Raw genomic sequence first — 20,414 nt, forward strand, 5'->3', positions numbered from 1 at the left:
CTCTTTCCAGGGAGCCCTGCACGCTCAACCCCGCTGACAAGGTCATTGACCCACTCGAGGTGGGGCGTTGTGGCGAATTCGCGCATGAAAAAGGCGACAGCCTCAACGGATAGCGCATTGCTGCCCTGCACCAAATTCGCGAGAATAAAGGCCACCAAGTTGGCAGGGGACGGTGGTGGCCGAACAAAGCAACACGCCTGACGGAAACGCTGGCTGGTGGAGCCGGCTGGCGCGCCGGATGCGCGGGTTCTTCAATGCGCCTGGCGTTTCTCAGGTGCAGGCTCCGCCATCAGAGACCCACGTGGAGACGTCTGAAGTCGTTTCGTCTGCCTCGGATGGCTCGGAGAACGATGAAGTGCCGGTTTTGTCGGCTGGACAGGACGGAACAAGCTTGCGTGTTCAGGACGCCGGGGAAACGCTCTTGCCCGAACCCGAACCCGAACCCGAACCCGAACCCGAACCCGAACCCGAACCCGAACCCGAACCCGAACCCGAACCCGAACCCGAACCCGAACCCGAACCCGAACCCGAACCCGAACCCGAACCCGAACCCGAACCCGAACTATTGCCAGAGCCAGAGCCAGAGCCAGAGCCAGAGCCAGAGCCAGAGCCAGAGCCAGAGCCAGAGCCGCGGCCGAAGCGGAAGCCGAGAAAGCGCAAGTCGGCCGTCGTGAAGGACAACCCCACCGATGGGGCTCAAGCGCTGCAGTCAGCGCCGGACCCCGCATGCGACGGGCTACGGCTGAAGATCGAAGACGTTCAAGGCAAGATCCTCGACCTTTCAGAGCGAAAGGCGAGCATGGATGCGACGATGACCGCGTTCCATACGGCGCAATATGAGGCGCTTGGCGAACTCCTTGCCGACTGCCTTGCGCTGCGATGTGCCGTCACACGCCGACAGGCCGAGATCTCCGGGTCGGTGGAGGACCGTGAAGCGGCGGCCGCGGCCGCCCGGGAAACCGAGCGCTACCAGCAGCAACTCGCGGAGGCGCCCGCTGCGGCGGCCGCGCAAGACCCGGAAACCCGGGCACGTCTCAAACAGGTCTATCGCGCGGTGGCCATGCGCTGCCATCCAGACCGGGTCGAAGCCGCGGATCAGGCGCAGGCCACGGAGCACTTCCAGCGTGCGCAGCGGGCCTATCGACAGTCAGACCTCGAAGCGCTGGAGATCCTGTTGGCGGAGCTCGAGGCTTTGCCGGCCGCCTTGGGGAACACACATGGGCAGGACGATCTGGCGACGCTGGAAAGGGCGTTGTCCCGCCTGCGGGGTCGCGCGGCCGATCTCATCCTCGAGATTCAGACCCTGCAGTTGAGCCCCGAATATCGCCGTGCCCTGGACCCTGATCGATGGGGCCCGTATTTCGACGAAGCACGTCAGGCGTTCGAGCGAGAGCGCGATCAACTGCGGGCGATGCTGAAGACGTTCGACGACCGGGCATAGGCGTCCCCTACGCCCCTCGGTCATTCGAGAGACGCAGCTTTCCGCGGGTCAGACGACCCGTATTTCCTCGGGCGCGCTGGAAGCGCGATGCTCGCCATCAACCTGAGCGAAGGTGAAGTCGAAGTGGGCGCGTTGGGCCCCGGAGCCCATGCGCTGTGCCGGGCTCGTGGCGGGCACCGTGGCCGACCCTGCGTTGCTTGTCGAAATCAATGCGCTGCTGGCAGTGGAGATGGCGGCGGACGAGAGCGGGGCGCTGGACGCGTTTTTCTGTCGGTTGGTGACATCGGACTGGAAATCCGAATATCGGGCGTAGTCGGCAGCGCGGCGTCGGGCACGCAGATTCAATGCTGACACGGAAAACCATATGGCATATCATGGGCAGCCGTCATTGAAATCAGGAGGCGATCCGATGCCGACGCCGCAATCCCCGACACTTTCGAACCCCATCAATAACGGGAGCCGCAGGGGGAGTGACAAGTGGGGTTCAGGCCATTTCGCTGCGCCGCGCGGAAGTCGACAACACAATGGTGTTGATATTTCTGCTTCGTTAGGTGAGGCCGTGCTTTCTCCGATCGATGCGAAGGTCGTTCGCGTTGCCTATCCGTATGCCACGGATTTGTCTTTGACCGGCATCTTGCTGGAGGGCGTGGGCCGCCATGCGGGTTTCACGGTAAAGATTTTCTACATGTCACCCGAGCAATCGAAAATCGGCAAACAGGTGTCTGCAGGCGAACGCATCGGCGCGGCTCAGAGTCTGCTCACCAAGTATCCTGGCATCAAAAACCATATCCACCTCGAAGTACGCCAGAATGGTGTCGTGATTGACCCCCAGTCCCTGATGCCCACTTTGCACTGACCCATGAAGAAGCTCCTCATTGCCATCGGAATGGCGGCGCTGCTGTCCGCGTGCCAGACGACCGGTGATTTCTCGGGTTCTCTGGAAGCGCGACGCTCGGCGGTGGATGAGGCGGGTGCGCCCTGCGTTCGCGTTCATGTGGCCGGCGACTACCGGCTGGTGGAAAATGCGTGCCCCGGTGCGGATGCGCGTCGCATCACGCTCATCGATCAGGCCGGTGAGCGCTACTACGCGTCATACGACCCGACATTCACGCGCTGGGCGTGGACAGAGGGGTGCGCGACCGAGGGCGCTTGCGCGTACACATTGAAGGTACGAGAGGGCGCCATCACTGCGTTCACCTATCGCTTTGCCATCAACCTGAGCGAAGGTGAAATCGATGTGGAGGTGGCGGGCGATACCTTGGTGGTCGTCCGCAAACAGATCGTCGATCAGCCGTCCTGAGTCGAGCGCGACGGCGGGCGCCAGCGACATTGCGTCGCCAGCGCCCGGTCAGTGGGGCCGCTGTCTTTGTGGCGGGTTTGCCTCAGCGCCAGCCCAGCACCAGACTCAGCACCAGGCTCATCACCACCGTCAGGCCGATCCACGCAGCAACGCCGGCGAAGGTGATCCGATTGCTGATGTGGTGTGCGGCATCCGCGTCGTCAACATGCAGCAAGGTGCGCACGCCGTGGCGAATGAGCGCGGCGGTGCCGAGCCATGCAATGGCCAGCATCAGCACGTTGAAGGTCATGCTCGGCACGAACAGCATCAGCGAGGTCAGCCACAGGGGCACCGGTGCGATGGCGGCCAAGCTGAAGCTCTGTGCATACGTGGGCTGGGTGTCCGAGCTCTCGGCGATCTGCCGGATCACGTCGGCCATCAAGAACACCATGGCCAGCTCGACCGCGAAGAAAATCCCGCCGACGATCAGGGCTTCGCCCATGCCAAGCGCCGGGGCCAGGGCAGGGAAGACGGCGCCGGGCGCCGTGGTGCTCGCGTACAGGTACATCAGTGGTGGGAGCAGGGACAAGGGCGCGGCAACGGCGAGCAACATGCGGATGACGCTCGGATGTTTTCGATCGATGTACTGCCAGCCGCGGGACTCGGAAATCAGCATGTGAGGCAGGTCTGCAAGAGACATGGTGTCCTCCTTGGTGGTCAGCGCACCGGCGCCATGCCGGCGCTCACAAACTCAGTGTAGACCATGGAATGAGTGCCATTTTCAGTTGAGGCTCGGCCCGACGTCTGTCGCCGGCGTGCCTCTCGACCTCGCCGTCCGCAACCACATCCTCGAAGCGCTCGCTACCACGGCGCGTGAGTGTTCGGGGCATCGAACCTGTCTGCACGCACCGGCGTCGCACCTTTATCGCCGGCGCACGGTCGGCATCATTGCCATCTCGATGGCGAAAAAGAACGTTTGCGGCGATTCGCAGGGCGAGACGGTGCCGATGAAGAAGGACCTCGGTGTGTTGTGCAGGCAGATCTCTGATCAGCCCTTCCGAGCGAGTAACGAGGCGAAAAAAATGCCCGGGAAACACCCGGGCATTTTTCATGACGCCAGTTCCAGATCAGAACTTGACCATGACGCCGACCGTGACCAGATCGACGTCGCCTTCGCCGGTGCGATCTTCATCGCCCACGTCGAAGAAACGTTCCCACTCGGCGCGCATGGCGAAACTGTCGTTGAAGGCGTATTCGGCACCCAGACCGAGAACCAGGTTGACTTCATTGTCGTCGACGCTGGAAACCGCGTTGCCGCCGGGGCCGGACGCCGAAACGTCGACTTCGTTTTCGGAGAAATACACACCGCCCTTGCCCAGCAGCGAGAACGCGTCATTGAGGGGCAGGAAGCCGACCGCTTCGACAAAAATGCCATGGCTCTTCCAGTCGGCCTCGAGTGAGCCGCCGGTGAAGGTGGCGTCGTACTGGGACGAGCCGAGATTGACGTAACCGCCTTCGATGGCGAAGTGCTGATTGAAGCGGTAGCCGCCATAGACCTTGAAGGCGACATCCTCTTCATCGACATCGCTCGACAGACCGGTGACGCCGACGGAACGCAGTGCGTCATCGAAGCTGCTCTTGTCGATGTCGACTGACGCGACGCCAGCAGAAAGACCCATGTATGCGTCCTGAGCCTGCGCCATGGACGTCAAGCCAATCGCAAGTCCGATGGCGACGAGTGTTTTCTTGATCATGAATGCTCCTGAATGATGTGCCTTTATGTTGATTGTCATGGCATATACAGAATGAGTCCGGGATTGTAACAAAACCCTTCATGCGTATCCAAAGCGAATTTTCAGAATCACGACGGTGCTTGGGGTGTTGTCGGGAACACGGGTTGGCGGCTCGACGCCGCGAGCGCAGCGGCCAGGCACTTAATCCTTTGGCTAATGAACGCGGGTGCAGTCTCCTCATTTGCCAAGGCGCTATTCGCTAGTGAAATGTATCGAGAGAGCCGAAGCTGGTAGTGAGTTGAACTGCATCTTGCTTACAAAGTAACCATGAAGTGTTCATGGTTACTGCCTACCCTGTCAGGACGACCCCGAGGCGTCGGGCATAACTAAAGCACAGGGAGCAACTCATGAATCCGTCCGCAACGCGTGAGCGGTACAAGGCCCTCTTTTCATTCTCGGCCGGCTTGTTCTTCATGGTCTGCGCGCCCGCGCAGGCGCAGAGTCTCAGCATTGACGAAGTGAAATGGGAAAGTGGTGACCACCTGCTGGTCGGCAAGGGGGAGGCTCCGAGGCGATCCACGATCCGGGTGCTCAACGCAGGTGACGGCTCACTGATTACCACCATCGAAAGCGGCCGGCGCAGCGAATGGCGGCTGCGCCAGGGGATGGATCGACCGCCCTGTCGATTGCGGGTTGAAGCTGGCGCGCTGTCGGCCGAGCGCAATGTGCAAGAAGCCGGCAGTGATTGTGATAGCGGCGCCACTGAGCCGCCGCCTCCGCCGCCTGCCGGTGGGACGTCCATCAATTCCACCAGCACCAGCCTCAACAGTGCGATGACTCCGGTGACCGAGCAGTCGCTGGGCGATGGCAATGCGTATGCCCTGTTTGCTGCCAACGATCTGGGCATGCACTGTGCCGATCTGGACTACCAGATCTTCAGCATCCTGCCGCCGTTCAACGTGGTGCACGCTCAGGTCGTTCGCAAGGGCGCCGACCCGCAGCTGATGGACGACAGTAACATCGAGGTGGTGTATTCGGCGGCATCGAACGCCAACGATCCCGCTCAGGCCAACAGCACGGCCGCCGAGCGTGGCGAGGTGATCTACAAAGGCAACTTCTGGCAGACCATGCCGGGTGACGCCAACCCCCTCTGGTACGAAGCCTATGCGCCCCTGTACTTCGGTCTGCTCCAACCGGGTGACCTGAGCGAGGACGCGGGTTTGCCGGTGCCCGATTCGATGAAACTGTCAGGTACGCCCGAGGCTTATTGTCTGGCGGGTTATCTGGCAGGAAGCGAGGGGCCGGAGGGGCCACGGGTCAAATGTGATCTGTCCCAGGCGACCATGCCGGGGCATCTCAACCCCTATCTGGCGAACGCGCCGAAAACCTTCGGGCGCTTCGACCGGGAGGTGAATTTTTTCAACGGCCTGCTGGGCGGACTCGGGCTGGGCGCCATCGTCCCGGAGACCAACTGGTTCTCGGCCGAGGGCATCCCCATCATGCCGGTGGACGATCAGGGCCGGACGAATCCGTATCCGCTCATGCGCGTGCAGGCCAAAGACCGGACGACTGGAGCGATCCTGGCGAGCACCGACGTGGTGCTGCCGGTGGCGACGGAGGCCGATTGCCAGGGTTGTCATGCGCGCACCTTCGATTGCGAAGACGTGAACCAGACCTATGGTTACACGCTGCAGTGCTCGGAACAGGCGCTTGATCGGGCGCACCCCGAGATCGTTGGCTATGTCCCGCCGGTGGTGGCCGAGAGTGGGCAGGCGCCGGGAGACACCCTGGAGCAGCGCATGCTCAACGCCGCCAAGATCAATATCCTGCGTCTGCACGATGCCAAGTGGGGCACCACGCTGGACAGCACCCGGCGCGTGGTGTGCGCCAGCTGCCACTATTCGCCCGCACTGGATCTGGCGCAACTCGGGCCCACGGACTCGCCGGCGACCGAACAGACCCAGCACATTTCCATGTCGCGGGCCATGCACAAGCACCATGGCGATCTGATGGCCAAGTCCCTGGCGGCGGCGCTGTTCCCGGACATGCCGGCACCGAACGATCCGATTCGAGATGAACCGGTGGCCAGTCATCTCGACCGCTTCCCGCTGGCGGATGCGGCTTCGACGCAGACTGTCACCGAGTACGTGCTGGAGCAAAGTTGTTACTCCTGCCACCCGGGCAAGCGGACCCAGTGCTTGCGTGGCGCCATGGCCAACGGCGGCGTCGTATGCCAGGACTGCCATGGCGACATGGCCACGGTGGGTGACGACTTTACCCACCGGTTTCCCTCCACGGCCGGAGCCATGGACACCAGCAAGCGCATTCCCTGGGCGGTGGAGCCGGGCTGCCAGTCCTGCCACGTGGGCGACGCGACTCATCAGCCGGGCAACACTCAAGGCTTCATCTACGCCGAGGACGGCATCCGCCTGCTTCGCGCCTATCGCAGCGGTGATGGCTCGGCGACGCCGATTCGCGCGCGTGACTCCCGGTTTGCCGAGAACCAGGTCACCAACAGCCTCGGTCAGCCGGTGGATCTGCTCTATCGGCTGAGCAAGGGCCATGGTGGTCTGTCCTGCGAGGGCTGCCATGGCAGCACCCATGCGATTTTTCCCAACCCCAATGCGGACGCCAACGACAACGTGGCGGCCACGCAGATTCAGGGACACTCAGGCACGGTGATCGAGTGCAACGCGTGTCATACCGGTATCTTGCCCAACCGCATGGATGGCCCTCACGGCATGCATCCGGTGGGTGCGGGGAGCGACTGGAACGAAGGGCACGAGGATGTGGCCGAACGCGACACCACCGCATGCAAGAGCTGTCACGGCCCGGATGGTGCCGGCACGGTACTCGCTCGCACCGCGACCGAACGTACCTGGCTGTGCAAGGACGAGAAGGGCAGTCTGTGCAGCCGCGAGGATCAGCGGATCACCGTGTCGAAGGGGACTGTGGTCAGTTGCACCTTGTGTCACGAAAACAAGATCAATGGCGACTGATGGCGCGGGCGCGGGCGTGGGCCGGCCGGCCGGGGGGGGCATGGATGACGTCGGAATTTTTTACATTCGGAAACAGGTGGCTTTGCGGGAGCTGATACAAGTGTTTGAAAAAAAGCGGCTTTCCTGATCTGGTATATCGATTGCTTAGTTGTGAGCATATGTAAGCACGTGTTACCGAGTTGCCTTCACCGGGCAGCCACTGACTGGAGTAAAAAATGAGTTCTTCGATCCTGAAACTGGGCCGTGTTGCCGCAGTGATCGCCTCTGCCATGGCGCTCTCGACGCCCGCGCACGCTATTCTTATCGACAACGGTATCGCTCAGGGCACGCTGGGTGCCTGGGAGGTTGATGTGGTCGGTGGCGGTCAGACCCGCAACGGTACGGTGACGGCCCTGAACCAGGCCACGAACACCGTCGAGACAGCTGAAGTGATCTACGATTACTACACCTATCTCAATGTGGGTGGCACGGGCATCCAGCTGTCCACGGGTGGGCAGGCTGCATCCGCCAACGGTGTCACCAGCTCCGGTTCTTTCACCGGGACGACGGGTGCGACAGTCAACTGGTCGGTCGAAAGCAGCATCGCTGCCGGTAGCAGCATCATGACCAACACCTTCACCTTCACCTCAACCGGTGATCTGGGTGAAATTTCCCTGTTCCAGTATCTGGACGAAGACGTGGTTGGCGCCGGTGACGACGTTTTCTTCACGCGTGGCTCGGCAGCCGGTAGTGATCTCGAACTGTTCACCATCGACAACAACCGCGGGTTCGGCGTGAGCCACGGCGGAGCCTACTCCGATGGGCAAGGTCTGCTGAACGCCACCTTCATTGGTTGGGCCGTGGACAACTACAACGACATGAAGCCGCGCCTGGGGGCTGGTACCCAGACCGTTTCGCTCGCTGGCAACGTTGACCCGGCTCTGTCCACCTCGGTCAACCCGTTTGTGGGTAACGTGATCGGTCCGGTGGATGTGGTTTCCGTGCTGGGCTGGGCGATTGACCCGACGGCGCAGACCGCGACCATCATCACGACCCTCGGTGGCGTGCCCGATGTCCGTCAGATCGACAACAACGACGTGCCGGAGCCCGGCACCATTGCCTTGTTGGCCGCCGCTCTGGGTGGCCTCGGTTTCAGCCGCCGCAACAAGCGCGCCTGAGCCTTGCGTGGTCGGGCTCAGCTCCTTCAGGAGCGGTGCCCGCCAAAAAAAGCCCCGCAATTGCGGGGCTTTTTTTGGGCGTGCCGATGCCGATTGACTCGGCGTCACACGTTCAATGATGGGCAAACACGGCTTCATTTCCCCACAGCTCGGTGACGCGGGCGTCACGGCCGCAGGCCTGCCGATAGAATTTGTAAGCCTCGGCTTTCGATTTCAGGCCGCGCCGGGTCAGCACGGTGTCATCCTTTTTGTAGTAGTCCTGGTGGTACGCCTCGGCCGGGGTAAAGGGCGTGGCGGTGAGGATGGGGGTTACCACCGGCTTGCCCAGCGCTTTCTGGGCTTCAAGCTTGGCCGCCTCGGCCAATGCGCGTTCCTCGGGCGAGTGAACGAACACAGCGGTGCGATAGCTCTCTCCCCGGTCGCAGAACTGGCCGCCCGCGTCGGTCGGGTCGATGCTGCGAAAGAACAGATACAGCAACTTTTCTTCGCTCACTTGTGCCGGGTCATAGCGGATCTGGACCGCCTCGTAATGCCCCGTGCCGCCACCCGAGACCTGCTTGTAGGTGGGGTTCTCGGTATGACCGCCGGTGTAGCCCGAAATCACCTCGGTGACACCGGGCACTGATTCGAAATCCGATTCCACACACCAGAAGCAGCCGCCGGCAACCACCAGCTGATCTGTCCCGGCCTGGGCCGGCGTCGCGAAGAGCCAGCCTGCGCTGGCGAACGTCAATGCCGCTGCAAGGCGACGAAGCCTGATCGTGTTCATGTGCATTTCTCTTGGTCGGTAAAGGTGATACCCATCTGACGGTGAAGGAGGGCGGAGGCTTACATTCACATCCACCTTCCGCCCGAGGTTGGGCTGTCGGGTATCAAAATACGGCACCCGAAGATTCGTTCTGATGATCAAGGACCAAAATTCTTCCACTCCAGAGTCACCTGCGATTTCATGCTCGCACCGCAACCCGGATGTGCCTCTGCACATCCGTTCAGGAGTAGGACATGAAAACCGTTCGAAAAAACAGTCAGCATCCTGTCTCTGTACTGGCCATGGTCGGCCTGACGCTCTGGATGGCGACCGCCATCGGCGCTGCCGGTGGCGTACTGATGAAATGGTATGGCGCACTGATGATGGGATCGTTCCAGCTGCCGCTGGTTCCGTAACCGTCTTCTCTGATCACGCTTCGGGTTCGTGCCCGGAGCCGTCTGCGCAATGTGCCACTGGCGTTCATGGCATGGCTCGACTAGGCTCGCGTGCTTAAAGAGGAGCGCGCGTGTTCAAGTACTCAATGATCAATCCTGTCGATGCGGGCACGGTACGCCGGTGCGATTGCTGGGGCGAGGGGCATTTCGGCGCGCCGCGGGGGTGTCGAACGCATCGCGGCGTGGACATCGTCGCTCGCGCCGACGCACCGGTGTTCTCACCGATGCATGCGCTTGTGGTGCGTGTCGCCGAGCCCTACGATGACGACGCCGTGCTGTCGGGCGTCCTGCTGCAAGGGATCGACGCCCACGCCGGGCTTGAGGCCAAGCTCTTCTATGTACTCCCCGACCTCGCGCTGATGGGGCAATGCGTGCGCGCCGGCGCCGTGATCGGCCGTGTTCAGAGCTTGCAGGCCCGCTACCCGGGTATCACCGATCATGTGCATCTGGAGGTGCGCGCCCAGGCAGTACCCATCGACCCGGTACCCCTCATTGCCGATTTGAGCTGAGCGCACGGCAGAACCTGCTGCGCGTGCTAGACTGCGCGCCGGCCAGTATGACATTCGATTCGCTCTCGCGACCCGCCCGACGCACCGTTTCCGATCTCTCTTCCATGCACACGTACGATGAAAACGCCTTGCGTGCCCAGTTGCTGTCCACCCATTCCAAGGCCTTCGCCGAAGGTGTGGCCAGCCTGAGTGCGGTGATCCGTCAAGGTGTACCGGTGTCTGCCCGTCTTGTGGCCGACGCGCTGGCGGTGCGAGTTGGGGATGCTGCGGGTCGCATGGACATCCTCGGGGCGCTGCGCCATGTGCCATCCGACGCGGCTGTCCTCGATCTGGTGGATGCCACCTGGCGTCAGGCACTGGCCGAGGACGATGACCCCCGGGTCAGAGCGCGCGCAGCAGAGTATCTGGCCGAGTCGCCGCGAAGTGGACGCCTTCCGTTGCTCAATGCGCTGGGTGGGGACCCCGATCCCGACGTGCGCCTGAGTGCGGCCCGGGCGCTGAGCGTGTTCTCCACGCCTGCCCAGCTTGAGCATCTGATGATGCTGTACCGGGAAGAGTCCGACCAGCGTGTGCGCTCGGGGATCATTCCCCTGCTGGCGCAGACACGGGATGAAACCGTACTGCCCATCCTCGCCAAGGCCATCGAGGATGAAACACTTCGGCCGGCCGTGCTCGAAGCCCTGCAGGAACACTTCAGTTTCGACGACTTGCTTGCGACTGAAGGCGAGATCGGTGGTGCCAGTCTCGGCCAGCGGCTGCAGGGTTTCATCGGTTTCGGTCCCGTGGGCTGCGCCAGGCGCCTGGTCGACCGGGTGCGCTCGATCATGAGTGCAGATCCCGAGCCGCGACACCGTGCGCTGGCGACCGCATGCATGCATTACTTCGATGTGGCCGCACCCGACGTACTCAGGGCGCTGAACGACGTTGCGCTCGAGGTGCGTCGCGCGGCACTGGAAGTCCTCACCACCATCGATTGCCCCGGTGCCTCGCCCGTGCTGAAGGCCATGTATGCGCGCGATCGCGGTTTGCGGCGCGAGATCCTGGCCGCATTGGGGCAGCAGCGCGAGGCTTCGGTGGTGAGCTTTCTGGGCGAGGCATACCGCAGTTCGCCCGATGACGACGAGGCCCGGCTTGGTGCCATCGAAGGGCTGGCTGATCTGGGTATGGCCGAGGGCCTCCCGATCCTGGCGCTCGCCATGGGGGACGCGTCCGGCTGGAACCGGAACTCGGCGGCGGCCGGTATCTGGAAAGTCTTGACCTTTCTCGATCTGCCGCCCGACGTGGACGTCATCTCCACCGTGGTGGAGGCACTGGTGCCCGCCCTGCGCGATGCGCATCCGCACGTGGCCCACCATGCGGCACGTGCGCTGGGTGTCACCGCCAGCGAGGTCGCGGCGCGCCACCTGATCGAGGCGCTCGCTCGCACGGGAGACGAACTGGCCGGTGAAATTTTCCTGTCGCTCGGCGAACTCCAGTCCCGGGCGGCGCTGCCGCAGCTTTTGTCGGTTCGGCCAGGCGTCTCGTTCCGGCTGCTCGAATCGGCGCTCACGGCCTTGAGCCGGTATGAAGACCCGGGCTTGCTGCCCGCGTTGATCGAGCGCGTGTCCTGGCCCGCGGCCGGACTGGGGGCCCGAGAGCATCTCATCGATCGCATCATGCTCATGGGTGGCCCCGAGGCGCGCAACTGTCTGATCCGCTGTCTGGATGACGATGACGAATTCGTGCGCGAGCGGGCGGCAAGCGCGCTGGAAGGTTACGAGCATCCGGACGTGATCCGCGCGCTCGCCGCGCGTCTGCAGGATGCGGCAGAGACGGAAGACGTACAGATTGCAGCCGCGCGAAGCCTGTCGAGCATGCGCGTGACGGGCACACTCGAGGCCCTCAAGCCGTTGCTCGACTCGCCCCTGCCGCGCGTGCGTCGAGGGGCCTTGCTCGCGATCGCAAGCATTCCGGGCCCGGCCCGGCTGCGAGCCATCGACCGGGCGCTGGATGATGAAGATGAAAGCGTTCGCGAGACGGCCATCGAAATCGGCGAGATGCTCGCCGAGGATGAGGATGCGACCTTCTTCCATTGGGGATCGGTGCGATACGAGTGAGTGTGTGGCGCGTCTGACGGCGGCAATCGGAGAATCCATGAAACCTGGTGCGAGAACATTGTTGTGCGTGACACTGGCTGTGACCTTGAACGCTCAGGCCGGGGTCACGCCGCAAGCACTGTCCGAGGCCGCCATAACGCGTACGCAGCATGTGGTGAAGTACGACGGCAGCTACCGTTCGATTGCCTACCCCAACGGGGATGTGCCCGCCGGGACCGGCGTGTGCACCGATGTCGTCATCCGCAGTTACCGCGCCCTGGGCATCGACCTGCAACAGCAGGTGCACGAGGACATGCGGGCCCATTTTTCGCGCTACCCGTCGAAGCGACTCTGGGGGCTGACTCGCACCGATACCAATATCGATCATCGTCGTGTGCCCAATCTTCAGGTGTTCTTCAGCCGGCACGGGCAGGCCTTGCCGAGCTCGCACAACGCGGCGGACTATGCGGCCGGCGACATCGTTACCTGGATGCTGCCGGGCAACCTGCCCCACATCGGCATCGTGACCGATCAGATCGATCCGGCGAGCGGGACACCGAAAGTGGTGCACAACATCGGCGCAGGGCCCCAACTCGACACCGTCCTGTTCGCGTGGCCAGTCACCGGGCACTATCGATACATGCCGAAGTGAGCGGCTATCCGGCCGGAGGGCGACATACCGGCCGGAAAACGCGCTGCACGCAAGACGCTCCACCCCCGCAGATGGTGACCTGATCACGGTGTTTGAAACAAAAGTATGACTTGCGAGGCTGTTCTGCGAAATCTGCCCGGGCCTTCGGCCGAAGAGGCTGGTAGATTTCCGGGGTATCGCTGACGGAGATCGGCGACATTTCGAGAACAGACAGTGAATCAACCCTGATGAGCAACATGCTGAACGTGCGCGAGGCCATCGCCTGCATCAAGGTCGGCGCGCCCGACATGGACGGCGACGCCGCCCTGCATCTGACCGGAGACGATGCCCCGGTCCTGACGCCCCTCGGGGCCAACATGAATATCGCCTATCTGGTCGATGATGGTGCTTCGCTCGTCTATGTGCAGGCGCGCCACCTGGACCAGCTCGACGGTCGCCGTGACCGCCTGGCCCGGCTTGGCTTGCGCAATCTGATGAAGCTGGCCGGAGAGCGCATGAAAGTGCGCACCTACAACAACATCTATGCGGTTTTTCTGGATGGCCACTTCGAGGCCAGCCTGACCCTGCTCAACGAGCTCTGGGACGAAACGCTGGCGGGCATGGTCCCCAACGGGCCGATCGTGGCCATGCCGACCCGCGATGTGCTCGCGTTCTGCGATGCAGAGTCCCGTCAGGGCATTGCCGAATTGCAGGACATGGTCGCGCGCGTGTGGCGCGACGGCACCCCGGATCACGCCCTCAGTCGCGATCTGTTCTATCGAACCGAACAGCGCTGGAAAACGATGCGATCGGCGAGCATGCGCTAAGGCGCGCAGCGGCCGCGCTTTCAGCGCGGAATCAGGGTTAATTCGCAGACGCCGGTGCCGATATGTTTCATCGAGACCCTTTGGAAATCACGATGAAACTCACCGTCAAAACGCAGATGATGACCACCCTTGGTGTGGTGACGAGCTTGCTGGCCTTGCTGCTGCTCATTACTTTCAACATGGCGGGCGAGGCGGAGCGCCAGACGCAACTGCAGGCAGAGCACGCTCAGGCGGCCGACGCCGTTCAGGAATTCCGCTATCGGGTCGCACAGGTACAGCAGTTCCTTACCGATGTGAGCGCTACAGGCGACGAAGCGGGGTATCAGGAATCGTCGGAACACTACGCCGCCGGACTCGCTGCCCTGGGCGCGCTCGAAACGGCGCGGCCGGCCTTGGCTGCCTCAATCACTGACGTCCGTCGTCGATTTGCCAGTTTTGATGAGGTCGGGCGTCAGATGGCAGCGGCCTATGTGTCTCAAGGGCGCGAAGCCGGCAATACGTTGATGAAGATGCCGGACTCCGGTTTCGACGCCCGCGCGAGCGCTCTGGTTGAAGCGATGAGCCCCCTCATCGAGAGCATCGAACGTGATCGCAAGAACGCCCGGCAGCTCTTCGCTGACGAGGTTCACCTCGGCGCAATGGCTGTTCTGGCGCTTGAACTGGTGATTCTGGCAGCGGCCGGGGGCATGCTCTGGCATCTGGCCGTGCGGGTCTTCCGTAATCTCGGCGGAGAGCCCGAGGCCGCACGCGAGATCGCCGACCGTATTGCCAATGGTGATCTGAGCCAAGATCTGTCCAACGATCGTGCCCCGGCGGGTTCCCTGATGGCTTCCATGGCCCGGATGCAGGCGCGCCTGCGTGATTTTGTGGGGACCACGAATCAGGCCATCCAGAACGTGAATGACGTGTCTACATCGCTTTCGGCGGCGGGGTCGCACCTGAAGGGCTCAGCCCACGATGCCAGTGGCGCCACGTCGGCCATGGCAGCGACGGTGTCGCAGCTGGCCGGCAACCTGGAGGAAATTGCGACCAATGCCAATGGGGCGCGGGACACCAGTGAAAGCTCCGGCCGTCTGGCAGATGAAGGCAGAAATCTCATGAGCCATACTGCGGCCGACATGGGGCGAATCGAGCAGGCCACCAACGAAGCTGCCCAAGGGCTGGCACGACTGGGACAGGCGTCTGACAGCATCAGCCGGGTCATCGACATGATTCGCGAGGTGGCCGACCAGACCAACTTGTTGGCATTGAATGCGGCCATCGAAGCAGCACGAGCCGGCGAATCGGGGCGCGGCTTTGCGGTGGTGGCGGACGAAGTGCGCAAGCTTGCCGAACGCACCGCATCGTCCACCAACGAAATCCAGGCCTTGGTGAGCGAAGTACGGGGGACCTCGGAGGCGGCCATTGCCACCATCGGTGACGTGGTCGGTCGCGTCAACGAAGGCGCCGGTCGCGCGCGCGCAGCGGACGAAACCATGGCGAGTATTCACGCGCAAACCCAGCAGGTGGTACGTATGGTGACGAGCATCAGCCAGTCACTGGGTGAGCAGGAGGTTGCCCATACCGATCTGGTGCGTCGTATGAGCGCACTGGCGGGCAACTCGGAGCTCAACAGTGAAGCCGCGGGTGATCTGGCGAATCATGCCGCTCGCATGCAGAGTCTGTCGCTCGAGCTCAAGCAAACGGTCGCGTGGATGCACGTACGTTGAGGTACAGACCCGATGGGGCAGCCGCGCCCAGCGCGTCAGTTGCGGGGTGATCGACAGGTTTTCCCGACCTCGCCGTCAGGCGTCATCACCGAGCCCCAGGCTGCGCCGAGCCGCCACGCAGCCCGCACGGCCCAGACTGCCAGGACGGCCGCAAGTGCTTCAGGGTGAAGGCCGGTATCGTCCGGTGAAGTAACGTTGCCGGGCGGTAGGGGGCGATTTGCCTGTTTGCGCTTGAGTCGGTTGCGGCGCAAGCAACATGCCGGCAAGCCCTTGCAAATCCAGATCTTGATCTGTCAAGCCACAAACGCGCCGGGCGGCCGGCGGGCTGCCCGTCAGGCCTGCGCGCTCGCCTGCGCGTGGATGGCGTTCGCGGACTCGGGATCAGCCGGAGACACTGACGCATGGAGCACCGGTGTCGACAGATCGATGCCATGCGCGCGCGCCCCGGCGATGAGTGCGGCCAGCACACGTTGCCGGGTGCTGAGTACCCGTCGTACGTCCTTGGTGTAGTAGAACACCGTCCACTCCACCGCGAAGTCGCCGGCGTCCGTGGCGCGCAGCTCCGGCGGGGCCTTGTGCTCCACGGGCAGATCCTTGTCCGCAGCCAGTTCGGTGAAGACCGCATCCACATAGGCCTGCATCGCTTCCTGCGGGGTGTCGTAGCCCACCTTCAGCTTGATCGCCTCACGCAGGCCCTTGGCCGACGCGAACTTCGACAGGTTGTGGATGGTGGTGCCGCGCAAGGTGGCATTGCTGATCATGGTGCGGTGGTTGTTGGCCAGGTTCAGCAGTTCGGAATGGAATATCTTGGTCTTGAACACGGTGGCCACCGTCGGGTCGGTTTCGCCCAGCTCGATCACGTCGCCTTCCTCGACCAGTCGGCTGTTGAGAATCACCAGCCCGCTGATGATGTCCGGCGCCCAGGCGCCCTGGGTGAGGGCCAGAATCACACCGAAGAAGCCGATTACGCCACCCGCCTCGAGCAGGCTGTGAAAGCCCATGATCTGCACTTCGGCAATGAGCACCACCACGAACAGCAGAATGCTCGAGAGCAACCCGAGCAGGCGGGTGTTGTAGGTCTCGACCCAGACCGTGTTGCCGTTGACCTCCCGCTTCTTGCCGAAGCGCCGCTTGATGAGAAAGTTGGCCAGGTGGGCCGTGAGATACCCCAGGAACGCCACCAGCACCGCGGCCAGCAGTCGTGTCATCCACGAATGCGACGCCACCGGCAGCACCAGCGCATTGAACACCACCAGCATCAGCACCAGCACGTTGGCGGCGCGAAAGTAATGCAGCTTGCTGGCAAAGCCCTCGTCAGACACCGGCTTGTTGCTCAAGCGGGCGAGGATGGGCCGCGAGAAGACGAGAAGCAGGATGTTGGCGACGATCAACCCCAGCTCGATGCTGGAGAAGGCGTCTGCCAGCGGGGGCAGGGAGAAGCCGAGAACGTTCATGACAGGTGGGGGCGACACGTTGGACCGGCCGTCATGCTCGCACACTCCGGGCGCTGCCGGGCACCTAGGACGATGTTTCCATTGCCGATGGCATGAATTCGTGATGTTCTATGCCGGCGCGATGTGCAGCCTGCCCATCGCCATGCCCTTGTCGCCGGTTCAACAGGAGTTTTTCATGATCTCACGCCCCTTCCGCTTCAACACCCTGCGGGCCGCGCTGGCCGCGTCCGCCTTGCTGACCCTCAGCATGCCCGCCTCGGCACTTGACACGTATTTTCTGAACATCGATTCGATCAAGGGCGGCAGCGTGATCGAAGGCCACGAGGAGGCGATCGACATCCAGTCTTTCAACTGGGGTGTGTCGGTCAGCGCTGACGGGGCCGGCGGACGCACCACCGCGCGCCCGGTCTTCAGCGATTTCCTGTGGACTCAGACGGCGGACGTCTCCACCCCCATGCTGTTCCAGGCGGTCTCCGCAGGCAGGGCTCTGCCCAAGGCCACCTTCGAAGCGGTACGCACGCTCGGCGGCGGGCTTGAGACCTACTTCCAGATGGAATTCGACAAGGTGATCATCACCTCCATGTCCCTCGGCGGCAGTTCCGGCGGCGCGGTCAGTGTGGTGGGCAGTTTCGCCTATCAGGCCGTCACCATGACCTACTGGGGCATGGACCCGAGGACCGGGGCGACGGGGACGCCGGTGAGCGCCACCTACAACCTGGAAACCGGCCAGGGCGATCTGGCGGCGTTGTCGGGCATCTATTCGGCCGCCCTGATCGGCGCGCCCGTGGTGGCAGTGCCGGAGCCGCAGACCTACGCCATGCTGCTGGCCGGTCTCGGGCTGGTGTCCCTGGTGGCGCGGCGGCGGAAGCGCTGAGCGCATTGTGACAACGCCCGGCCGGAGCCGGGCGCATTCTAGGGTGCCGAACATGATGGTCAATCCGGCATGGCGATTGCCTCGTGTGCCGGGGCGTTTAGCCGGGCAGTGCGTCCGCGGTCGGGACGACGCGGGCAAACAGATCGCCGAGCGCGGCGAGGCTTGCCTGCTGCAGGAGTGCCGCCGGCACGGTCTGGCCGTCCGGCCCCGGCAGGTCGCGGGTCGCGGTGGCCGTGGCAACGACGATCGGGTTCAGCCCGAGATTGAAGGCGCCGCGGGCCGTCGAGTTGATGCACATGTGGGTCATGAAACCCACGATGATCACGTCCTTGCGGCCGATTTCGGCAATGTGTTTCTCGAGGTCGGTACCGATGAACGCGTTGGGCAGATGCTTGACGATGACCGGTTCGCCTGCTCCGGGCGCCACGGGGTCGGCAATGGCGCCGATGCGCTCGCGGATATCGTAGGGGCTGCCGGGGCCGGCATCGTGCTGGATGTGGAACACCGGGCAGTCCAGGGCGCGGGCACGCTGGAGCACATGGGCCGCTTCGGCCAGCGCGTCCTCGACGCCCGCCAGCTGCATCAGGCCTTCGCGGTAGGTTTGCTGACAGTCCACCAGAACGAGGGCGCAATCGCCCAGGGCAGGGATGGCGTCGGGCAGGCCGGCAACGTTGCGAAGGGTGGTGAGCTTGGTCATGATGTGTTCCCTGATTTCAGAATGTGGTGTGACACACCCTAACGCGTGAGGATGTGATTTCGATGGGCATCCATGCAGGACAGCCCGGCAGCGATGCAGCCTGTTTCGACTGGAACGAAGTGCGCTTCGTGCTCGCCATCGCGCGCGCCGGCTCGATGGTCGACGCCAGTACCGTGCTCGGGGTCGATCAGACCACGGTGTCCCGACGCCTGCGCGGCCTGGAGCAGGCGCTGGGCACGCCGCTGTTCGAACGCCATCGTGGCCGCATGCGTCCGACCGGCGCCGGCCTGCAGGTGATCGAGCACGGTTCGCGCATCGAGCGTGAGATGGTCGCGATCCACCACGTGGTGGCAGACACCGATGCCCAGGTGCGCGGCGTGACCCGGGTGACTGCCGTCGACACGCTGGTGACCCATTACCTGTCTGGCCTGGTGGGGCCGGCCCGATGCGCCCTGCCGACGCTCTCCATCGAACTCATCGCCACCAATCACAATCTCGACCTTGCCCGGCGAGAGGCCGACATTGCCATCCGCCTGGCCCGTCCGACCGAGGGTGATCTGGTGGCGCGGCGTCTGGGCGAACTGGGCATGGGCGTTTTCGGCCGTGCCGACCGCGTGGGCGACAGCCTCTGCTTCGATCCCGAGGTCCCCTGGCTGACCTACGACCGGGACATGATGTCGCTGCCCGAGATGGCCTGGCTGGCGCAGCGCATCCGGCCGTCGGCGGTGGTCTTCCGCAGCAACTGCATCGACGCCCTCGCGCGAGCCGCTGTGGATGGTGTGGGTCTGGCCGTGCTGCCCCGTGTGGTCGGCGCCGCGCATCCGGCCTTGCGCTGCATGCCCTTCGCCGTGCCCGGTCGTGACATCTGGATGGTCATCGCACGCGAATTGCGCGACTTGCCTCGCGTGCGCGTTCTGGCCGACTGGCTGGTCCAGCGTTTCGCGGCGGACGACCTGTGGCTTCGCGACGGGCTGAGACGATGAGCGCCCGCGCCCGGCTTGGCGGGCTGTGTCTGATCGCTTCCCTCGCCGCCTGTACCACGGCGACGCCTGATGCGCCGGGTCAGGCACAGGCACCCGTCGGTCCCGTCCTGTCGGCACCGGAGGCCGCGCGGTCGTATGCGGTCGACCCGCAGGCCAGCCGCATTCGCTTCATTGTTCGCCGGGGTGGCAGCCTGGCCCGACTGGGGCATAACCATGTGATCATGGCCCGGCAGATCAAGGGGGTGATCCGGTCGGCGGATTCGCCACAGCGCTCCACCGTCGAACTCAGCCTGCCGGTGAGCGGTTTCGAGGTCGATCCGCCGGACGAGCGCGCCGCGCTGGGCGAAGGCTTCGGCCCGGTGTCCGAGGCGGCCGTGGCGGGCACACGCAAGAACATGCTCGGTGACAAGGTGCTGGAGGCCGCCCGCTTCCCGGTCGTCACCATCGAGACGGTGCGCGTTGTGCCGAAGGCATCCGATTGGGACATCACGGTCCGGATCACGCTGCACGGGGTCGCGCGCGACCTCACGGTGCCGGTGCAGGTGACTCGGGACGGGGCGATGTTGCGCGCACGCGCCGAATTTTCGGTTCGTCAGCGTGATTTCGGCATCACGCCGCTGTCGGTGCTGGGCGGCGCCCTGCAGGTTGAAGACGAGGTGGCGGTGAGCATGTCGCTGGTGGCCCTGGCCGACGACGCCTGAGTCGCCCCTGCGACAATCCGTCTCTGTGCGGCGTGTCGCGCAACGGCTAGGCTACGCACACCTCTTTTGATTGCTTTCGCGCCCCGGTCTGGGGCGCTTTTTTTTGGGGCGTCGCAACGGGGGCGCGGGCCCGTCATAGAAT

20 protein-coding genes are annotated in these 20,414 nt (G+C 63.6%); 14 read left to right on the forward strand and 6 right to left on the reverse strand.

The window, feature by feature from the left end:
* The first annotated feature begins 175 nt into the window (after positions 1–175).
* Positions 176–1,441, forward strand: coding sequence for a J domain-containing protein (locus J0W34_RS00845; RefSeq protein ID WP_230970324.1), 1,266 nt, complete (start codon positions 176–178; stop codon positions 1,439–1,441).
* 48 nt (positions 1,442–1,489) lie between these two features.
* On the opposite strand, the gene J0W34_RS00850 is transcribed toward J0W34_RS00845, so the two are convergent.
* The gene (locus J0W34_RS00850; protein ID WP_230970325.1) at positions 1,490–1,786 is read right to left on the reverse strand and encodes a hypothetical protein; all 297 of its coding nucleotides are present in this window, start codon (positions 1,784–1,786) and stop codon (positions 1,490–1,492) included.
* A 64-nt stretch (positions 1,787–1,850) separates the two neighbouring features.
* Between J0W34_RS00850 and J0W34_RS00855 the strand changes: the two genes are divergently transcribed.
* Together J0W34_RS00855 and J0W34_RS00860 are read left to right on the forward strand one after the other, a co-directional pair.
* On the forward strand, positions 1,851–2,297 hold the full coding sequence (locus J0W34_RS00855; protein ID WP_230970326.1) for a M23 family metallopeptidase: 447 nt from the start codon (positions 1,851–1,853) through the stop codon (positions 2,295–2,297).
* A 3-nt stretch (positions 2,298–2,300) separates the two neighbouring features.
* Positions 2,301–2,741, forward strand: a complete 441-nt coding sequence (locus tag J0W34_RS00860) for a lipoprotein (RefSeq protein WP_230970327.1) — start codon at positions 2,301–2,303, stop codon at positions 2,739–2,741.
* An 82-nt stretch (positions 2,742–2,823) separates the two neighbouring features.
* Here the strand turns inward: J0W34_RS00860 and J0W34_RS00865 are convergent, their stop codons facing one another.
* Entirely contained in the window at positions 2,824–3,420 is a 597-nt protein-coding gene (locus J0W34_RS00865; RefSeq protein WP_230970328.1) for a Yip1 family protein, read from the reverse strand.
* A gap of 427 nt (positions 3,421–3,847) precedes the next feature.
* Positions 3,848–4,474 carry an outer membrane beta-barrel protein gene (locus J0W34_RS00870; protein WP_230970329.1) on the reverse strand — a complete coding sequence of 209 codons (627 nt, stop codon included), beginning with the start codon at positions 4,472–4,474 and terminating at the stop codon, positions 3,848–3,850.
* 386 nt (positions 4,475–4,860) lie between these two features.
* On the opposite strand from J0W34_RS00870, the gene J0W34_RS00875 reads away from it, so the two are divergent.
* The gene (locus tag J0W34_RS00875) at positions 4,861–7,452 is read left to right on the forward strand and encodes a hypothetical protein (protein WP_230970330.1); all 2,592 of its coding nucleotides are present in this window, start codon (positions 4,861–4,863) and stop codon (positions 7,450–7,452) included.
* Between the two features lie 215 nt (positions 7,453–7,667).
* Positions 7,668–8,609: a PEP-CTERM sorting domain-containing protein gene (locus J0W34_RS00880; protein ID WP_230970331.1), complete on the forward strand. Its 942-nt coding sequence runs from the start codon at positions 7,668–7,670 to the stop codon at positions 8,607–8,609.
* Positions 8,610–8,721: 112 nt separating this feature from the next.
* Here the strand turns inward: J0W34_RS00880 and msrA are convergent, their stop codons facing one another.
* Positions 8,722–9,378, reverse strand: coding sequence for a peptide-methionine (S)-S-oxide reductase MsrA (msrA, locus tag J0W34_RS00885; RefSeq protein WP_230970332.1), 657 nt, complete (start codon positions 9,376–9,378; stop codon positions 8,722–8,724).
* A gap of 233 nt (positions 9,379–9,611) precedes the next feature.
* Between msrA and J0W34_RS00890 the strand changes: the two genes are divergently transcribed.
* The 6 genes from J0W34_RS00890 to J0W34_RS00915 all read left to right on the forward strand — a co-directional run bounded on the left by J0W34_RS00890 (position 9,612) and on the right by J0W34_RS00915 (position 15,563).
* Positions 9,612–9,773: a DUF3482 domain-containing protein gene (locus J0W34_RS00890; protein ID WP_227815127.1), complete on the forward strand. Its 162-nt coding sequence runs from the start codon at positions 9,612–9,614 to the stop codon at positions 9,771–9,773.
* Positions 9,774–9,883: 110 nt separating this feature from the next.
* Positions 9,884–10,321: a M23 family metallopeptidase gene (locus J0W34_RS00895; protein WP_230970333.1), complete on the forward strand. Its 438-nt coding sequence runs from the start codon at positions 9,884–9,886 to the stop codon at positions 10,319–10,321.
* Between the two features lie 104 nt (positions 10,322–10,425).
* Positions 10,426–12,417: a HEAT repeat domain-containing protein gene (locus J0W34_RS00900; RefSeq protein WP_230970334.1), complete on the forward strand. Its 1,992-nt coding sequence runs from the start codon at positions 10,426–10,428 to the stop codon at positions 12,415–12,417.
* A gap of 37 nt (positions 12,418–12,454) precedes the next feature.
* Positions 12,455–13,048 carry a DUF1287 domain-containing protein gene (locus tag J0W34_RS00905; RefSeq protein ID WP_230970335.1) on the forward strand — a complete coding sequence of 198 codons (594 nt, stop codon included), beginning with the start codon at positions 12,455–12,457 and terminating at the stop codon, positions 13,046–13,048.
* 227 nt (positions 13,049–13,275) lie between these two features.
* The gene (locus J0W34_RS00910; protein ID WP_230970336.1) at positions 13,276–13,854 is read left to right on the forward strand and encodes a DUF1444 family protein; all 579 of its coding nucleotides are present in this window, start codon (positions 13,276–13,278) and stop codon (positions 13,852–13,854) included.
* 92 nt (positions 13,855–13,946) lie between these two features.
* Positions 13,947–15,563: a methyl-accepting chemotaxis protein gene (locus J0W34_RS00915; RefSeq protein WP_230970337.1), complete on the forward strand. Its 1,617-nt coding sequence runs from the start codon at positions 13,947–13,949 to the stop codon at positions 15,561–15,563.
* A 332-nt stretch (positions 15,564–15,895) separates the two neighbouring features.
* Here J0W34_RS00915 and J0W34_RS00920 read toward each other — a convergent pair whose 3' ends face one another.
* Complete coding sequence (locus J0W34_RS00920) at positions 15,896–17,017, reverse strand: mechanosensitive ion channel family protein (protein ID WP_230970338.1); 1,122 nt, start codon at positions 17,015–17,017, stop codon at positions 15,896–15,898.
* 175 nt (positions 17,018–17,192) lie between these two features.
* Between J0W34_RS00920 and J0W34_RS00925 the strand changes: the two genes are divergently transcribed.
* The gene (locus J0W34_RS00925; protein ID WP_227815134.1) at positions 17,193–17,891 is read left to right on the forward strand and encodes a type VI secretion system tube protein Hcp; all 699 of its coding nucleotides are present in this window, start codon (positions 17,193–17,195) and stop codon (positions 17,889–17,891) included.
* A gap of 97 nt (positions 17,892–17,988) precedes the next feature.
* On the opposite strand, the gene J0W34_RS00930 is transcribed toward J0W34_RS00925, so the two are convergent.
* Positions 17,989–18,588 carry a cysteine hydrolase family protein gene (locus J0W34_RS00930; RefSeq protein WP_230970339.1) on the reverse strand — a complete coding sequence of 200 codons (600 nt, stop codon included), beginning with the start codon at positions 18,586–18,588 and terminating at the stop codon, positions 17,989–17,991.
* 62 nt (positions 18,589–18,650) lie between these two features.
* Here J0W34_RS00930 and J0W34_RS00935 point away from each other — a divergent pair, with 62 nt between their 5' ends.
* Both J0W34_RS00935 and J0W34_RS00940 read left to right on the forward strand, forming a co-directional pair.
* Positions 18,651–19,571: a LysR family transcriptional regulator gene (locus tag J0W34_RS00935; RefSeq protein WP_227815136.1), complete on the forward strand. Its 921-nt coding sequence runs from the start codon at positions 18,651–18,653 to the stop codon at positions 19,569–19,571.
* Positions 19,568–20,272 (forward strand): YceI family protein, encoded by a 705-nt coding sequence (locus tag J0W34_RS00940; protein WP_230970340.1) that lies wholly within the window; start codon positions 19,568–19,570, stop codon positions 20,270–20,272. Before J0W34_RS00935 ends, J0W34_RS00940 begins: the two co-directional genes overlap by 4 nt.
* The last annotated feature ends 142 nt before the right edge of the window (positions 20,273–20,414 follow it).

It is taken from the genome of Nitrogeniibacter aestuarii, from assembly GCF_017309585.1.
GTDB classification, from domain to species: Bacteria; Pseudomonadota; Gammaproteobacteria; order Burkholderiales; family Rhodocyclaceae; genus Nitrogeniibacter; species Nitrogeniibacter aestuarii.

Coding starts and splice junctions, on each gene's coding strand:
- J0W34_RS00855 (WP_230970326.1), top strand. CDS start 1,851: ATGCCGACGCCGCAATCCCCGACACTTTCGAACCCCATCAATAACGGG.
- J0W34_RS00920 (WP_230970338.1), bottom strand. CDS start 17,017: ATGAACGTTCTCGGCTTCTCCCTGCCCCCGCTGGCAGACGCCTTCTCC.
- J0W34_RS00865 (WP_230970328.1), bottom strand. CDS start 3,420: ATGTCTCTTGCAGACCTGCCTCACATGCTGATTTCCGAGTCCCGCGGC.
- J0W34_RS00880 (WP_230970331.1), top strand. CDS start 7,668: ATGAGTTCTTCGATCCTGAAACTGGGCCGTGTTGCCGCAGTGATCGCC.
- J0W34_RS00860 (WP_230970327.1), top strand. CDS start 2,301: ATGAAGAAGCTCCTCATTGCCATCGGAATGGCGGCGCTGCTGTCCGCG.
- J0W34_RS00905 (WP_230970335.1), top strand. CDS start 12,455: ATGAAACCTGGTGCGAGAACATTGTTGTGCGTGACACTGGCTGTGACC.
- J0W34_RS00940 (WP_230970340.1), top strand. CDS start 19,568: ATGAGCGCCCGCGCCCGGCTTGGCGGGCTGTGTCTGATCGCTTCCCTC.
- J0W34_RS00875 (WP_230970330.1), top strand. CDS start 4,861: ATGAATCCGTCCGCAACGCGTGAGCGGTACAAGGCCCTCTTTTCATTC.
- J0W34_RS00925 (WP_227815134.1), top strand. CDS start 17,193: ATGATCTCACGCCCCTTCCGCTTCAACACCCTGCGGGCCGCGCTGGCC.
- J0W34_RS00930 (WP_230970339.1), bottom strand. CDS start 18,588: ATGACCAAGCTCACCACCCTTCGCAACGTTGCCGGCCTGCCCGACGCC.
- msrA (WP_230970332.1), bottom strand. CDS start 9,378: ATGAACACGATCAGGCTTCGTCGCCTTGCAGCGGCATTGACGTTCGCC.
- J0W34_RS00935 (WP_227815136.1), top strand. CDS start 18,651: ATGGGCATCCATGCAGGACAGCCCGGCAGCGATGCAGCCTGTTTCGAC.
- J0W34_RS00910 (WP_230970336.1), top strand. CDS start 13,276: ATGAGCAACATGCTGAACGTGCGCGAGGCCATCGCCTGCATCAAGGTC.
- J0W34_RS00915 (WP_230970337.1), top strand. CDS start 13,947: ATGAAACTCACCGTCAAAACGCAGATGATGACCACCCTTGGTGTGGTG.
- J0W34_RS00900 (WP_230970334.1), top strand. CDS start 10,426: ATGCACACGTACGATGAAAACGCCTTGCGTGCCCAGTTGCTGTCCACC.
- J0W34_RS00870 (WP_230970329.1), bottom strand. CDS start 4,474: ATGATCAAGAAAACACTCGTCGCCATCGGACTTGCGATTGGCTTGACG.
- J0W34_RS00890 (WP_227815127.1), top strand. CDS start 9,612: ATGAAAACCGTTCGAAAAAACAGTCAGCATCCTGTCTCTGTACTGGCC.